The sequence below is a fragment of the Singulisphaera rosea genome, assembly GCF_054877945.1.
Genome location: NZ_JBTYIP020000015.1, coordinates 126,935 through 142,624, shown reverse-complemented (window position 1 = coordinate 142,624; position 15,690 = coordinate 126,935). Strand labels below are relative to the sequence as shown.

Annotated in this window: 8 protein-coding genes; 5 read left to right on the top strand and 3 right to left on the bottom strand. The window is 64.6% G+C overall.

Features of this window, described 5'->3' with window-relative positions; translation table 11 throughout:
* Window positions 1-297 precede the first annotated feature (297 nt).
* Entirely contained in the window at window positions 298-1,329 is a 1,032-nt protein-coding gene (rlmN, locus tag ACYOEI_RS23520) for a 23S rRNA (adenine(2503)-C(2))-methyltransferase RlmN (RefSeq protein WP_462852069.1), read from the top strand.
* Window positions 1,330-1,479: 150 nt separating this feature from the next.
* Here rlmN and ACYOEI_RS23515 read toward each other — a convergent pair whose 3' ends face one another.
* Window positions 1,480-1,869, bottom strand: a complete 390-nt coding sequence (locus ACYOEI_RS23515; RefSeq protein ID WP_462852068.1) for a hypothetical protein — start codon at window positions 1,867-1,869, stop codon at window positions 1,480-1,482.
* A 607-nt stretch (window positions 1,870-2,476) separates the two neighbouring features.
* On the opposite strand from ACYOEI_RS23515, the gene ACYOEI_RS23510 reads away from it, so the two are divergent.
* The gene (locus ACYOEI_RS23510) at window positions 2,477-4,888 is read left to right on the top strand and encodes an MMPL family transporter (protein ID WP_462852067.1); all 2,412 of its coding nucleotides are present in this window, start codon (window positions 2,477-2,479) and stop codon (window positions 4,886-4,888) included.
* Between the two features lie 162 nt (window positions 4,889-5,050).
* On the top strand, window positions 5,051-6,229 hold the full coding sequence (locus ACYOEI_RS23505) for a tetratricopeptide repeat protein (RefSeq protein ID WP_462852066.1): 1,179 nt from the start codon (window positions 5,051-5,053) through the stop codon (window positions 6,227-6,229).
* 156 nt (window positions 6,230-6,385) lie between these two features.
* On the opposite strand, the gene ACYOEI_RS23500 is transcribed toward ACYOEI_RS23505, so the two are convergent.
* The gene (locus ACYOEI_RS23500; protein WP_462852065.1) at window positions 6,386-8,914 is read right to left on the bottom strand and encodes an ATP-dependent Clp protease ATP-binding subunit; all 2,529 of its coding nucleotides are present in this window, start codon (window positions 8,912-8,914) and stop codon (window positions 6,386-6,388) included.
* A 1,228-nt stretch (window positions 8,915-10,142) separates the two neighbouring features.
* The gene (locus ACYOEI_RS23495; protein WP_462852064.1) at window positions 10,143-11,018 is read right to left on the bottom strand and encodes a hypothetical protein; all 876 of its coding nucleotides are present in this window, start codon (window positions 11,016-11,018) and stop codon (window positions 10,143-10,145) included.
* Window positions 11,019-11,875: 857 nt separating this feature from the next.
* Between ACYOEI_RS23495 and ACYOEI_RS23490 the strand changes: the two genes are divergently transcribed.
* Both ACYOEI_RS23490 and ACYOEI_RS23485 read left to right on the top strand, forming a co-directional pair.
* Window positions 11,876-12,457 (top strand): RNA polymerase sigma factor, encoded by a 582-nt coding sequence (locus ACYOEI_RS23490; protein ID WP_462852063.1) that lies wholly within the window; start codon window positions 11,876-11,878, stop codon window positions 12,455-12,457.
* Between the two features lie 103 nt (window positions 12,458-12,560).
* Window positions 12,561-15,590, top strand: coding sequence for a protein kinase domain-containing protein (locus tag ACYOEI_RS23485; protein ID WP_462852062.1), 3,030 nt, complete (start codon window positions 12,561-12,563; stop codon window positions 15,588-15,590).
* The last annotated feature ends 100 nt before the right edge of the window (window positions 15,591-15,690 follow it).

Sequence of the window (15,690 nt, the reverse complement as noted above, 5' to 3'; positions counted from 1 at the left end):
GAAAGTCGTTGTGTTTGGGTTGGAAACCGAGCTCACCGGATGAAGCCCTCCCCGTCTGGGGTTGGCTTCGGGTTTCCTTTCTTACGAACGAACTTCCGGAAAGGTTGGGTCGGTGCGGATCGTTCTCGGAACATTCGTCACGATCGCCCCGACTCCCGACGAACTGACCCGATACGACTCGGCCGAAAGGCTCTTCGACGAGTCTGACGGGTAGTCGATAACCCACCTAGCTCGGTACTTTAAGGGAATTCGAGGAATCGTCGACCAAAATTTTGCGCTTTTTCACGAGATGACCGCGTGCTCGACCCCCGCGACGTAACTCCCGAGGTTTTTGCCACCGAAGCCGCCCGGCTCGGGGCGAACGAACTCGCCTCGCGACGCCTCCTCTCGGCGATCATGGGCCGAGGGGTCCACGACCCCGACGTCTGGGGGCGAAACTTCCAGGTGCCTCGACGCTTGAGCGACGCCATCGGGCCGCTCCCGAGGCTTGAACTCGACGCCGAAGTGGTCTCACCCCGCGACGGCTTCCGAAAGCTGCGGTTTCGGACCCACGACGACCTGGCGGTCGAAACCGTCCTGATCCCCCTCAAGAAGCCGGGGGCTTACAGCGTCTGCCTCTCGTCACAGGTGGGATGCGTCATGGGCTGCGTCTTCTGCGCGACCGCGCGGATGACCTCCCGGCGTAACCTGGCGACCTGGGAAATCATCGACCAATGGGTCCAGGCGAGCGACCTGGCCCGCGCGCAAGGGGGGCGCGTCACGGGCGTCGTCTTCATGGGGATGGGCGAGCCGTTCCTGAACTACGACCGAGTGCTGACTGCGGCAGGACTCTTGCGCTGCTCATATGGCGGGGCTGTCTCCGCCAAGGCGATCACGATCAGCACGGTTGGCCTCGTCCCGGAGATCGACCGGTTCACGGCCGAGAGCCACCATTTCCGACTGTCGATCAGCCTCGGGGCGGCCACCGACGCGAAACGCGCGAGGCTCGTCCCGATCGCCGCTCGGACCCCGGTTGCCGACCTGATCGCGGCCGCGCGTCGACACGCGCTCGCTCGTCGAGACCGAGTCATGATCTCGTATGTCTGCATCCGAGGCGAGAACGTCGGTGAAGACGACGCCCAGGCCATCGGCGAACTGATCGGCGACACTCCGGTACGCTTCGACCTGATCGACGTCACGGACCCGTCGGGTCGCTTCCTGCCCCCGACGCCCGAGGAGCTTTCGACATTCCGCGACGGGTTGAGCCGATCACTCGGCCAACCGGTCGTCCGCCGCTACTCGGGAGGCGCGGACATCCAGGCCGCGTGCGGGACGCTGGCCGGGCGCTGAACTTAGACTTTGGGATCCCGGTTCCGTCGAAAGGCCAAGCCTGGTGAAGCCGGCCTCGATCGCGAGTCGGAGTCGTACCGGGATCCTCGATCCACCCTTGACGGTGCCTCAGGTCTGCCGCTAGTTGCGGGTCAGACGAGGCGGAGGGCCTCAGGAGTGCGTGCGGCTCGAGCGTCGGGTGCCTTCTCGACGCAGGGCGGCGATGAATTCGAGGGTGGGCGTCAGGTACGGGGCCAGCGTTTCCTGCTTCGAGACCCAGGTCTCGGCCGAGTCGACGGGCTCGAACGTCCGGCGACCATTCGCCGACACTCGCAGGACAATCCCGCGATCGACGAGGAAGAGCAGGACGGCCACGCGCCGGGCGAGCGGGGCCTTCGCCCAGTATTCCGAGTCGGAGAGGTCGTGTTCGAGGTGGAATCCTGTGTAACGGAGGGCGTCCTCAACGAGCGCTTCGAGGTGTTCGTCGTTGCGATGCCGACGATAAGGGGCCAGGTGATCGATCCACTGGCGCGAAAGGTCACGGACGGATGAAGCGGACACGGAAAATGCGATCCTCGGGGTCCTTTGGAGAGAGCAAACTCGGCGAATCGCCGATTACTGTATCTTGAAGATTTTACTCGAGAAGGCAAGGGCCCGCCCGACTTCTCAAAGCAAACTCTTCACCAGTCGCCAAACTCGTCGACAATTCCCTGACCCACCGCCTCGTCGACCGGCCGAAGGGCCCTCGCTTAAGCAACCAGCCGCATTGACGCAACCCCATACATCCCGCCCAAACAGCCGACAATCTAAAGACAGAGATTGATGAAACGAACAAGGCTCTCATGGCCGAAGGACAACTAAAGGAAACGCCATCCGAGTCCGTTGAGGACAACGCGAACCGGGAGAGAGGGGAGCATGGCGAGCAGTCTCCCGAGGCGGTCGAAACCTTGGAGTGTGCTGCCCGGAAGGGATTGTCCCGAGGGTCTTGAGGCCGCGGTCCGGGACGTGCCGGCTAATTGCCTTTGACAGCATCGGATCGTTTCATTATGTTCCCTCAGTAGACTTTAAGTGCGATCGCCGGTCCGCACTGAGGAAGGGATTCCCGAGCGGCCCACCGAGTTCCGACACGGTCGCGGTCGGTTCCTGCATAACGGATGCAATATTTCCCATGTTCGAATCGATCGCCGACGTGGTCCTCCGCCGGGGAGCCCTGGTCGTCCTCGGATGGCTGGGTCTGGCCGCAGCGCTCTATGCGGTAGCCCCCTCTTGGGATCAAGTTAGCAAGGACGATGACGTCCGATTCTTCCCCGCGGGTTATCCCAGCGTCATCGGCCAGGACCTCCTCGAGCGTGGCTTCCCGCGTGACGCCTCGAGCTCCCAGGTGGTCGTCGTCAGCGAGCGCCGGGAGGGTCGGCTCACGCCCGAAGATTTCAGCTATGTGGATCAGATCATCGCCAGGCTGAACCGCGTCCGCGAGTCCGACGCCGCCCTCGGCATCAAGAAGATCGAGACATTCCGGAGCCCGGTCATCGGCTCTCGGTTCATCGGCACGGGCCCCGACGGCGTCGGGCAGGCGGTCTTGACGATCATCTCGCTGAACGGCACCTACGTCGCGAAGTCGACGCGCATCGCCGTGGACGCCCTGAAAAAGGACATGCAGACGCTGCCGAAGCCGCCGACGGGGCTGACCCTGGCCCTGACGGGGTCGGCGGTCGTCGGCCACGACATGAACAAGGCCTCGACATCCAGCATTTCAAACACGACACACGCGACGATCGCCCTGGTCGTCGTGATCCTCCTCGCGGTCTATCGCTCCCCCCTGCTCGCCCTGATCCCGCTCCTGACGATCGCGCTGTCGGTCTGGGCGTCGATGCTGTCGATCGCGCTGCTCACGAAGGTGCCCGGGCTGAATTTCCAGGTGATCAATATCACGAATGTTTTCGTGATCGTCGTCTTGTTCGGCGCCGGGACCGACTATTGCCTGTTCCTGATCGCTCGATATCGAGAAGAGTTGATCCGTGGACGGCGGCGTGACGACGCGCTCCGCGAGGCGATCACCCAGGTCGGCGGTGCCCTCGTGGCCAGCGCCGGGACCGTGATCGTCGGGCTGGGGATGCTGTGGTTCTCGAGCTTCGCCAAGATCCAATATACGGGCCCCGCGATCGCACTCAGCCTGGCCATCGCCCTGGTCGCGGCCTTGACGTTGGGCCCGGTACTGCTCCACTGGCTCCGGGCGACCGTCTTCTGGCCCTTCCGCCAGCCCCACCACGAGGTTGGGGCCGACCGAGAGATCGAGAGTCTTGAACAATTGCCGATGTCGGGCTTCTGGATGAAGGCCGCCGACCTCGTCGTCCGGTACCCGGTCCGCATTTTGGTCCTCTGCATCCTTGCGCTCGCCCCCTTCGCCTGGATCGGGGCCCACACTCGGCCGAACTACAGCCAGCTCGCCGACCTCAACCCCGACCAGGACAGCGTGATCGGCGCCAAGACGGTGCAGCGCTACTTCGCCGTCGGCGAGTTGAGCCCGACGATTCTCCTGCTCGAACACCCGAAGCTCAACTTTCGCTCCGACGAGGGACGTGCCAAGATCGGCGAGCTCAGCACCCAGCTCGCCGCGATCCCGAACGTGGCCGAGGTCCGATCGCTCTACCAACCCCTCGGCAAGCCACCCGTCCCGGACTCTCAGAAGACGATCTTCGAGCGATTCATCCAGCGTTCGATCCTTCCCGCCGTCGACACTCGATATGTCAGCACCAAGCCGAAGGCGAAGGCCGACGCAGACCACATCACCAAGATCGACGTCGTCTTCAAGAGCGACCCATTCTCCGACTCGAGCTTGCGTGCCCTCGAGACCGTTTACGCGAAGCTCAAGAGCCTGAGGGGTCCTGGCCAGCCACTGGAAGGGACCACCGCCGTCGGGCTTTCCGGAGCGTCAGCTGCCGTGAACGATCTCAAGAAGGTGACGACGAACGACGAACGGCGGATGTACGTGCTCGTCACCGTCGGGGTCTACGCTATCCTCGTCGTCCTGCTGCGTCGACCGGGCATCTGCCTCTACCTGATCGTGACGGTCGTGCTCGGGTATCTCGCGTCGCTCGGCATGACCGAGGTCGTCTTCCGCTCCCTCCATCAAGGCCCCGACCCCTGGATTGGCCTGGATTGGAAGGTAGGCTTCTTCCTCTTCGTAATCCTTGTGGCCGTCGGAGAAGACTACAACATCTTCCTGATGTCGCGGGTCATCGAAGAAGAGCGCAAACACGGTGTCGTCGAAGGGACTCGGTTGGCAATCGCGCACACCGGGGGGATCATCAGCTCCTGTGGGCTGATCATGGCCGGCACTTTCGGCTCGATGCTGACGGGGAGCCTCACCGCACTCCGAGAGCTGGGCTTCGCGCTCGGACTCGGAGTCCTTCTCGACACGTTCCTCGTCCGACCGATCCTGGTCCCCGCCTTCGTCGTGCTGGTCGACCGGCTCCGACCGCCCACCCGCCGCAGGGCGAAGGCAACCGCACTGGTCACGGCCGGATCCGAGCCGGTGATCCCCTTGAAGGTCGATTACGGCACGAGGACGAAGTCGTAAGCGCGACGCCCCTGCCCCCGGCGAGGGCCACGCCCCTTATCGTGGAGGACGGCCGTGTCTCGAACCGATCCGGAACGCTCCAGGGACTTCGCCCGACCTCGCATCCATGGGGGTTGGCAACCACTTGGGTCGCAGTTGTCCGGCGTCGTGGCGATGGCTCTGATGTTGAGTAGCGCCTCCGGGATTCGTGCGGACGAGCCGGATCGGGCCCGGTCGGAAGCCGAAGCCCGTGGCCTGTCCGCCGAAGCCGACCGCCTCTTCAAGGAAGGGGACTTCGCGGCCGCCCTCCCACTGTATGAGGCCGAACGAAGTTCGAGGGCGGCGCTGGGCGACACCCGCTACGAAGCTTACGCGGCGAGGGCGGCGGGATGCTGCCAAGACCGGCTCGGCGACCTCGAGGCTGCGATCTCCCTCTGGAAGTTGGCCCGCGGGCTCGACGCCAAACGAGAAGACCGTGGATTCGAGGGATATGACCAATTCCTGATTGGAGACGCCTTGCTCCGCCTCGAGCGCGCTCCCGAGGCGATCACGGCGATCACCGAAGCCCTCCCCCTGCTCTCGAAGGCGATCGACCGCGATCATGAGGCCGACGCCCGGCTCCTCCTGGCCTACGCCTTGCGTGTTTCAGGCCACCCTGAGGAGTCACCGTCTCATCTCGACCGGGCGATGACATTGGCTCGGGCGCTGAACGACCCCGCGCGAAGCGCGAAAACCCTCGGCGAGTTCGGGCGGACCTACCTGGCTCTCGACAAGGCCGGTCCCGCGGCTCAGAAGCTGCTCGAGGCACGTGACCGGTTCGTCGAGCTCCACCAGGAGGCCGATGCCGCCGCGATGGACCGACTGCTCGGGGACGCCTACCTCGGACTCGACCGGGTCGACGAAGCCCGGAAGCGGGTCGAGCACGCTGCGAGCCAGCACGAGCAACTCGAGGATCATGGAGCACTCGCGGACGACGAGCGGTTCCTCGCGTCACTCGCCGCCGACGCCGGGGACCTCAAGAACGCGATCCTCCTGGGCCGACGTGCGGTCGCCTCGGCGCGAAAGGCCGAAGACGCCGACGAGGAAATCGATTCCCTGGTCGCCCTCTCCAATGACCTGAGTCGGTCGGGAGCCTCGACGGAGGCCTCGACGATACTCGACGAAGCCCTGACGATCTCCCGAGGACAGAGCACGCCGGCCGACCAGGTCCGACTCCTGATCCTCGCCGCGGACGTGTCGAGGCAGGCCCACCGGGATGACCACCGAACCAAGTTGCTCGCCGAAGCCGAGGCCGTCGCCCGGAAGCAGGACAACGGGGCGTTAGTCCGCATGGTCGCCGAAGCCCGCGAACGTTCGCGCTGACTGACGACCTCGAAACCCGATTGGATCGGCTTTCGGGGCAAGTTCATAGGACGTCCGACTCATCGGGGTTTATGTTCCCGACCAACGACGACGGGCGAGTGGAGAGAGAACTCTCCACTCGCCCGTCGATAGTCAATCGGTGCTCGAGGCAGTCGATCAGGACGACTTCTCTTCGGTCGCCGGGGCTGTGCCGCCGACGCCGGCGAGTGCGGGGGTCTCGGCCTTATTCGTGGCCTCGAACTTGATCCGCCTCGTGTCCCCTTCACCCTCGAGGAGGACAGTGATCCTGTCCTTGCCCTTGAAGGTACCGCGGAGGATCTCCTCAGCGAGCGGGTCCTCGATGTGGTTCTCGATCGAGCGACGCAACGGCCGGGCCCCGTAGTCGGGGTTGAAGCCCTTGAAGATCAGGTATTCCTTGGCAGGATCGGTCAGGACGAGCTCGAGGCCGCGGTCGGCGAGACGGCTACGGACCTTGGCGAGCTCGATGTCGACGATATGCTTGAGGTTATCCTTATTCAAGGTGTGGAACACGATGACGTCATCGAGCCGGTTCAAGAACTCGGGCCGGAAGTACTTCTCGATGGCGACCTTGAGCCGATCTTTCATCGACTCGTAGGTGACCGCGTCGTCCTGGCTCCGGCCACGTTCGAACCCGAAGCCGGAGTTGACCGAGGTGACCTCGGCGCCGGCGTTCGTGGTCATGATGATGATCGTGTTCTTGAAGTCGACGTTGCGGCCGAAGCTGTCGGTCAGCCGGCCTTCTTCCATGATCTGGAGGAGCATGTTGTAGACGTCGGGGTGCGCCTTCTCGATCTCGTCGAGGAGGACCACCGCGTAGGGTCGGCGGCGGATCTTCTCGGTGAGTTGGCCCCCCTCCTCGTAGCCGACGTAGCCCGGAGGGGCGCCGATCAGCCTCGAGACGTTGTGCTTCTCCATGTACTCCGACATATCGATCTGGATCAATGCGTCGGAGTCGCCGAACATGAACTCGGCGAGCGCCTTGGCGAGCAAGGTCTTCCCGACCCCGGTGGGGCCGGCGAAGATGAAGCAGCCGATGGGGCGCTTCGGGTCCTTGAGGCCGGAGCGGCTGCGGCGGACCGCCTGGCTGATCCGCTTGATCGCCTCGGTCTGGGAGATGACCTTCTTCTGGATCTCCTCCTCCATCTTGAGGAGTCGACCGGTCTCTTCCGCCTCGAGCCGAGTGAGCGGGATCCCGGTCATCTTGCTGATGACCTCGGCGATCACCTCTTCGTCGACGGTCCCATCAACTTCCTTCGAGCGCTCACGCCACTCGCGGTTGATGGTCTCTTTCTTCTTCTTGAGCTTGTCGGCCTGGTCGCGTAGGGCCGCGGCGCGCTCGAAGTCCTGATTGGCGACCGCCTCTTCCTTGTCCTGGTTGAGGCGTTCGATCTGGTCGTCGAGCTCCTTGAGATCCGGGGGCCGGGTCATCGCCTTGAGGCGGACGCGGGCGCCGGCCTCGTCGACCACGTCGATGGCCTTGTCGGGCAGGCATCGGCCGGTGATGTACCGATCCGAGAGCTCGATCGAGGCTTCGAGGGCCTCGTCGGTGATCTGGACGCGGTGGTGCGCCTCGTACCGGTCGCGGAGGCCGCGGAGGATCTCGAGGGCCTCGGTCTTGCTGGGCGGCTCGACGACGATGGTCTGGAAGCGCCGCTCGAGCGCACCGTCCTTCTCGATGTACTTGCGGTACTCGTCGAGAGTGGTGGCGCCGATGCACTGGACCTCGCCGCGAGCCAGCGCGGGCTTGAGGACGTTCGAGGCGTCGATCGCGCCTTCGGCACCGCCGGCACCGACGAGGGTGTGGAGCTCGTCGATGAAGAGGATGGTGTTCTTGGCGCGGCGGACCTCGTTCATGACCGCCTTGATGCGTTCCTCGAACTGGCCGCGGTACTTGGTGCCGGCGACCATCATCGCGAGGTCGAGGACGACGATCCGCCGGTCGCGGAGGAGTTCGGGGACGTTGCCGTCGATGATCATCTGGGCGAGGCCCTCGACGATCGCCGTCTTGCCCACGCCCGCTTCGCCGAGGAGGACCGGGTTATTTTTCTGCCGACGCGAGAGGATCTGGACCACCCGCTCGATTTCATTTTGGCGACCGATGACCGGGTCGAGCTTGCCCTGACGGGCCAGATCGGTCAGGTCGCGCCCGAACGAGTCCAAGGCCGGAGTCTTGGACTTATTGCCTTTCGACGTGGCGCCGCGTTCGCCTTCGCCGCCAGCGTCCATCCCGTGACCGAGCAAGTTGAGCACCTCCTCGCGCACTTCGTCCAGCTTCAGGTTCAAGTTCATCAGAACTTGAGCGGCGACTCCCTCCTGCTCGCGCAACAGGCCGAGCAAGAGGTGTTCGGTCCCCACGTAGTTATGGTTCAGGTTGCGAGCTTCCTCGATCGCATACTCGATGACTTTTTTCGCCCGAGGGGTCTGGGGCAGCTTGCCCATGGTGACCATGTCGGGGCCGGCCTGGACGATCTTCTCGACCTCGTTCCGGATCTTCCTCAGGTCGACATCCAGGTTCTTCAGGACGTTCGCGGCAACGCCGCTGCCCTCCTTGATCAGGCCGAGCAGGACGTGTTCGGTGCCGACGTACTCGTGGTTGAAGCGCTGGGCCTCCTGATTGGCCAGTTGCATCACCTTGCGAGCACGATCGGTGAAGCGTTCATACATGCGGTCGACTCCGACGGTTCCACCGGGCCTTCCCGGTACAGGGCCTGCTCAATACGTCCCGTGAGATCTACGTACGTACTAGACTTGTCAAACGTTCATCAAGCAGGTCGAGCCGATCCTGATCCATTCCACTTGCGAGCCAGGCTCATTCACGGCCCGACGCGAACGGGACCTTTAACTCGCCCGCGTCCACGAGGCCCTTCCTGGTCCATCGAGACTCCCTAAGCTTCGAGAGTCGCTCCATTATAGGGGGCAAGAGGCCCGCGAAGGAACTGTGTAGGAACCCACGACCCGGGACCACACCGCTCCGACCACGACAACAGGACGTGGTTACGGTCCAAGGCCGCAAAAAAAAGGCCCGGGATCCATCGCCCGAATCGCCGGCGATGCCCCGAGCCTCGTCTCTCGAATCTCCCCTTCCGCCGCCAGTCACCAGCCGGTCCGTCCAAATCCCCGACGAGCACGCCCACTCCCGGGGCCGACTTGCCATCCCAAGCGACCTTCCGAGCCCCGGCTTCGGGGGTGGAACCGGCTCGCTTGTCCGCCGGCGGTCACTCGGATCGGCACCAGCCCGAGAGCTTCCAGACTCCGAACGTCCCGCTCATCTCCCGTGAACCGACCCAAAGCAAACCGAGTCATCGCTCGCCCAACGGCCGAGACGGGGTCCAGGCCAAGTCGGCTCGTGAGCCAACACAGGACGCCCACGGTCAGGAATGTCCCGCCAAAGCCGACAGCGACGTCCGCGATTCTCAGACACGCGGAGGCGCTTGCGAGGGTGGCGATTGACGAGGCGAGGAGCCAACAGAACGTTCGGCGTCCTGACCAGACTTGCGGGAGGCCTGGCCACAGGCTCAACGCCGCGATCCTGAGTCGCCTCGACATGGAACGGCTCCTTCCACTCGATCGGGATCGTCCTTTTTCCACAAACCGGATTCTAATCGGCAATCCTGGGCAAATCAAGCGGACGACGAGCAAGCCACACCGTTTACGACGCGACCGCTCCCTGTCGTGGCGAGAGGGTTCCCGCTCGTCCCACGCGAGTTTGCCGAGGTCCAAACTCGATTCGACGCAGAGGGCCCAGCCGGAGAATTTCGCGGGGAGGGATGTTTCGCGAGAGGTTACCAAGGCAAGGAACCGGGCCCTCGAGCGGATCGAGGACCCGAATGCGAATTCGCGAGGATGAGCAAGGCACCCTCTCTCGACCCCGTTTGGGGTCCAAACTCGAAGCTCAGCTCTGCTTGGTCGGGACGGCCGACTGCATCGAGGGGACGGCCTGGGGGGCGGCGTAGGTCGGCACCGGGGCCGGCGCCGGGCAAACCGGAACCATGCGGGTCACCGGGCGATAGCAGGTTTCGACGACGCGCTCGCAGGTCGTGATCGGGACCTGGCGGGTGATCGTCCGAGGGACGCAGCGGAACGTGGTCACCGGGATCTTGTCGGTGACGACTTCGCTGACCATCCGGCAAGACACGACCGGCACGCTAATCGTCTTGGTCTCGGGGACCATGCGGGTTCGCGTCACGGGGATCTGACGGGTTTGGACTTCCGGCACGTACTGCGTCACGCAGACGTTGCGCACGACGGGGACCGGCGTGCAGACCGTCTGGGCCACGGTCGCACACCCGCAAGGGGTGGGCTTGTGACAGAGGCCACAGCCGTGCGACTTGACCGGCACGGAGACGTACTGGATCGCCGTCTGCATGCAGTACTCCGTGACCTGCTGGACCGACGTCACCGGACGGCAGACCGTCACGCACTGGTTGACGTAAAACGTCTCGGTGACCGGGCGGCAGGCCGTCACGCACTGTTGGACATAGGTCGTGCTATAGACCGGGCGGCAGACCACGCGGGGGCGGTCGATGAAGGTCGTGTCGCAGACCCGCTCCATCACCGTCTCGCTGATCGACTGCCACTGGACCCGCGGCACGATCCGACAGACCTGATAGGGCACCATCTCGGTTACGCACTGGTAGGCGGGCGCAGGCGCCGGCACGTACGAGCACGGAACTTGATGGCACTTCGTACACGCAGACGACGTCCCCGGGACCATAGCGAGCGCCATACCGAGCGCCGCGAAGATCCCTCGCAATCCCATTCGCATCATCAGTTGTTCTCCTCTTGGCGTGCCAAAGCGACGACGACGCAATTCGTGCGAAATCGACCTCACCGTTAGTTTACAGCAGGAAGTTTAGGGTAGATAGAGAATTTCAGAGGATTTTGCCAATCCAGGGTTTTACACGAATCGTCGGGGTTGAAGGCCTCTACGAATAGCCCACGCACGGCAACGGATCGGAGACGTAACCTGCTCGATAGCAAGTAGTTCGATTAGTCAGCCCGGCGAACCGGCCTTGAGCCTCCTGACTATAGCCCATGCGGTTCGTCCCCGGGTGGGTCGAGCTCCTCGGCCACCACGCACTTGGGGGCAACCCGCGCGGCGTCCGCACCCCCGCCCCGCCGATTCGCCCCATGTACCGGTTCGAGTTCCTCTCGGGAAGGCATCCGATCCAGGGTGGCGCCCACCGGGAAGAACCTTGCTCGTGGATGTCGCCGCAATTGAGAGGGTGTTCGTTTCGAGGGTTGATCCGCCGCTGGGGCCGAACTCGCTAACCGCTCGCCCAGCTCGCGCCGACGGTAAGGTCCGTCGAACAGATCGAGGGTCTTCCCTCGAGTCAAGGAGTTCGAGCATGTCGTGGTGCAATCCGGACGGCGGAGTTGGGTCAGCCCTGAATTAAGGTTGATGTCCGCGCAGCAGGTAGGTACACGTGCCGCGACGCTCGCCCCCTCGGCGAGAATTCCGCCCGACATCATAGCTCGCCCCGAAATACGTACCGATTTGACGGCCCGCTGACACCTTGGCGCCAGCATCGCGAATCCGATAAGATATCTGGGGGAACTGCATGAGAATATTACCATAATGATCCTTTGATTCAAAATCGTTGGATTGAGACTGGGTATCCGGCCGTGATCCCGACCTCCGTCAGCCTGCTCGACCGACTCCGGGGAGAGAACCCGGCGCAGACGGACTGGCTCCGGATGCACGACATCTATCGGCCCCTCATCAATCGTTGGCTCGCGCGGATCCCGGGCCTCGGCGACGAGGTCTCCGACCTCGCGCAAGAGGTCCTCATCGTCATGATCCGGGAGATCCCGCGCTTCGAGCGTCGTCGCGAAGGGTCGTTCCGGGCCTGGCTCAGGCAGGTCACCGTGAACAAGGTGCGGAGCTATCGTCGGCAACGGTTGCGGATCCCCCGCACGGGGTCCGACCCGACCGAGAGCTTCCTCGACGACCTGGCCGCTCCTGACGGCGAGCTCGCACGTGAGTGGGACCTCGAGCACGACAGTCACGTCGTCAAGAAGCTGCTCGCGATCGTCCAGCCTGATTTCACTCCATCCAGCTGGGACGCCTTCCAAAAATTCGCCCTCGAAGGCCGCCCTGCCGCCGAGGTCTCCCTCCAAACGGGCCTGACCGAAAACGCGGTCCTCCAGGCCAAATCCAGAATTCTCAAGAGGTTGCGGACAGAAGCCGGCGAACTCCTGAAATAATTTTCGGTTTTCGCGGCAGGTCGCCACTCCCGCCTGCCTTTCCCTTGTGTTGCCCCGATCGGCGGGGAGAAGCTCCCCGCGGGCGCCGGAGGTCTTGAGACCCATGACGACGACGTCTTCACCCCATCCGACGGAGGATCGCCTGCGGGCCTACGGGCTGGGGAAGCTCGATCCGCGCCTGTCCGACGCCGTGCACGCGCACCTCGAGTCCTGCGACGATTGCCGGAACCGAGTGGCCGAGTTATCGGGTGACAGCTTCCTCAGCCGTATCCGCGCGGCGGACGATCGGCCGCGCGGCCGCGACACCAGGGCCGAAGCTTCGGCTATTCCAGGCTCGTCGACCTCGGCGCTGCCTCCCGGACTCGCCGACCACCCCGACTATCAGGTCCTTCGTGAGCTCGGCCGAGGCGGGATGGGCGTCGTCTATCTCGCCCATAACCGCCTCATGGGCCGGGACGAGGTCTTGAAGCTCGTCAGCAAAGACCTCCTCGACCGTAGGGGTGTCCTCGACCGCTTCCTCCGCGAGATCCGATCCGCCGCCCGGCTCCACCACCCCAACGTCGTCTCCGCGCACTCGGCATTCCGTTGCGGCGAGAGCGTGATCTTCGCGATGGAGTACGTCGACGGGCTGGACCTCGCGAGGTTGGTCAAGTCCAAGGGGCCGGTGCCGGTGGCGAACGCCGCGTACTTCGTCCACCAGGCCTCACTCGGGCTCCAACACGCCCACGAGTTGGGGATGGTGCATCGGGATATCAAGCCCGGGAACCTCATGCTCGCCCGCAGCGGGAAGAAGGCCGTCGTCAAGATCCTCGACTTCGGGCTCGCCAAGGCGACCCGGGAGGACCCGGTCGACGGCGGATTGACGCACGAGGGGCAGATGCTCGGCACCCCCGACTACGTCGCCCCCGAGCAGACCCTCGATGCCCAGAAGGCCGACATCCGCGCCGACATCTACAGCCTCGGGTGCACCCTCTACTACCTGCTGGCGGGGGGGCCGCCGTTCCGGGGCACCAGCCTGTACGACATCCTCCAGGCGCACCACTCGATCGACGCCAAGCCCCTGAACCTCGTCCGCACCGACGTCCCGGTCGAGTTGGCGGCCCTGGTCGGCAAGATGATGGCGAAGGACCCCGGACAACGCTTCCAGGAGCCCATCGAAGTCTCCAAGGCGCTGACAAAGTTCTACAAGACCGTCGTGCCGACGAGCCAGGCCACCCTGGAAACGTCCACCGCGACCACTTCGGCCCCGGTCGCGGACCGGACCATCGTGGAGTGTCCGGCCGTGACCCGCCAGGCCGTCGCCCCGAGTCCTGAAGCGACCAAGCTCGCCCGCAAGGACGTGGCGTGGGATAGCCTGATCGAGTTCGGCGACTCGAACCCTTCGAACCCCGGTCCCTCCGCGATTTCCCTCACGCCACGCCCGACGACCGATCGTCGCCGCCTTGTCCTCGCCGCCGGCGCCGTCGGGATCCTCGCGCCGGCGCTCGCGTCGGTCTACTACCTGGCCTCGGGTCGGGGCGACGCCAAGGTCGCTCCGCCGGCCACAACCTCGACGGGGGTTGCCTCCCGCTCGAGGACGACCGAAGCCGCGAGTCCGCCCGAACGGAACGACCGACGTCATGAGGGGCCCTCGACTCCGCCGTCCGAGAGCCTGGGCCAGGTCTTGGATTCCTTCGGAATCGGAGAGGCGACGCCGACGAAGCCGGCCGGGAGCGGGGGAACGGAAGCCGTGTCTCCTCGTGCGGAGGACCTCTTCGAAACGCTTATCAAGTCGCTCGAGATCGACTCGGCCCACAAGCCGGCGAGCTCCAGCTCCGGAGGAGGGGCGGGATCCTCGGCCTCCCGGCCTCGCGTCTCGCTGTTCAACGGCAAGAACCTCGACGGGTGGACGGCCATGGGCGAGTCGGGCGAAATCGAACCCTCGCGGCACTGGTCGGTCCGCGACGGGATCCTCCACGGCTGGGGCGGGCCAACCCACCTCTTCAGCACGCGAGGAGACTACGAGAACGTCCTCATCAAGGCCGAGGTCATGATCAACGACGGGGGAAACTCGGGGCTCTACTTCCGGGCCCAACGCGGTCCGGGCTTCCCACTCGGCTACGAGGCCCAGATCAACAGCACGCATAGAGACCCCGTGAAGACAGGCTCGCTGTATCGCATGCCGATGAAGCCGATCACGTTCACCGAAAGCCCGATCCCCCACGACACCTGGTTCACCCTGGTGGTACAGGCGGTCGGCCCGGGCATCCGCGTCTGGGTCGACGACAAGCTCTTCATCGACTGGGCGGATAGCCAGAACACGTACCGCAAGGGTTACGTCACGCTCCAGGCGCAAGGCCCCGAGACACATGTCCAGATCCGGAAGCTCGAGGTCGTCGAGCTCGACGGGGCGAGAGACGTCGGCAGTCGGGCCGCACTCGCAGCCCGACCGAAGGATGACGCGTCGGCCGATTCCCCGGCGGGTCGTCCGGCCAGGTCGAAGACGACCAAGGCCGAAGACGGCGATCGTGTCACGCCCCAGAGACCCCAAGGCCTCGATGTCCGTCGGATCGAGATCCGGCCCGGCGTCCCTCGCCTGGCCGAGGAAGGCGAGACGCTCCCGATCCTCGACTTCTGGCCCTCGCTGACCCCGGACGACGTGGAGTCGTGGCGGATCGGCGACCCGGAGTCCATCAAATTAGGGCCGAAGGGCCTCCTCCTGAATTCGGGCCCCCGAGGCAACCTCCTGCTCACCCGCCGGACCGATTACCGGAAGTCCAGCCTGAGCGTGTCGCTCGCCGCCGAGAAGGGGACCGAGGCCTATCTCGTCCTCAAGGCGAGCCTCGGCCTCGACGGCTGGCACGGCGTCACCACCCGGCTCGGCGAGCGTGGCGGGAAAGTCCAGGCCGGGCTGGTCTCCATCGACTTCCTCGAAGCCGAGCGGGGCAAGGCCCGAGATGGCCTGGCCGCCGACCAGTTCTTCAACGTCGTGTTCAAGGTCGACGAACGCGGCGTCTCGCGGGTCCTGATCAACGGGCAAGAGACCGCGATGGTCGACCACTCGACCTCCCCGGCCGGTGACTACGTCGGGGCTGCGGGCTTCTTCGTCAAGTCCGGATCGCTCGTCATCCGGCGACTCCAGGTCCAGGACTGAACCCAAGCCCAGTCGACCATCATCTCCCCTCCTCTGCGACCCCGCCGTGTCGCGGCAGGAGGCCCCTACGACGGCGTTTCGTATAAATTAGTTTTCACCT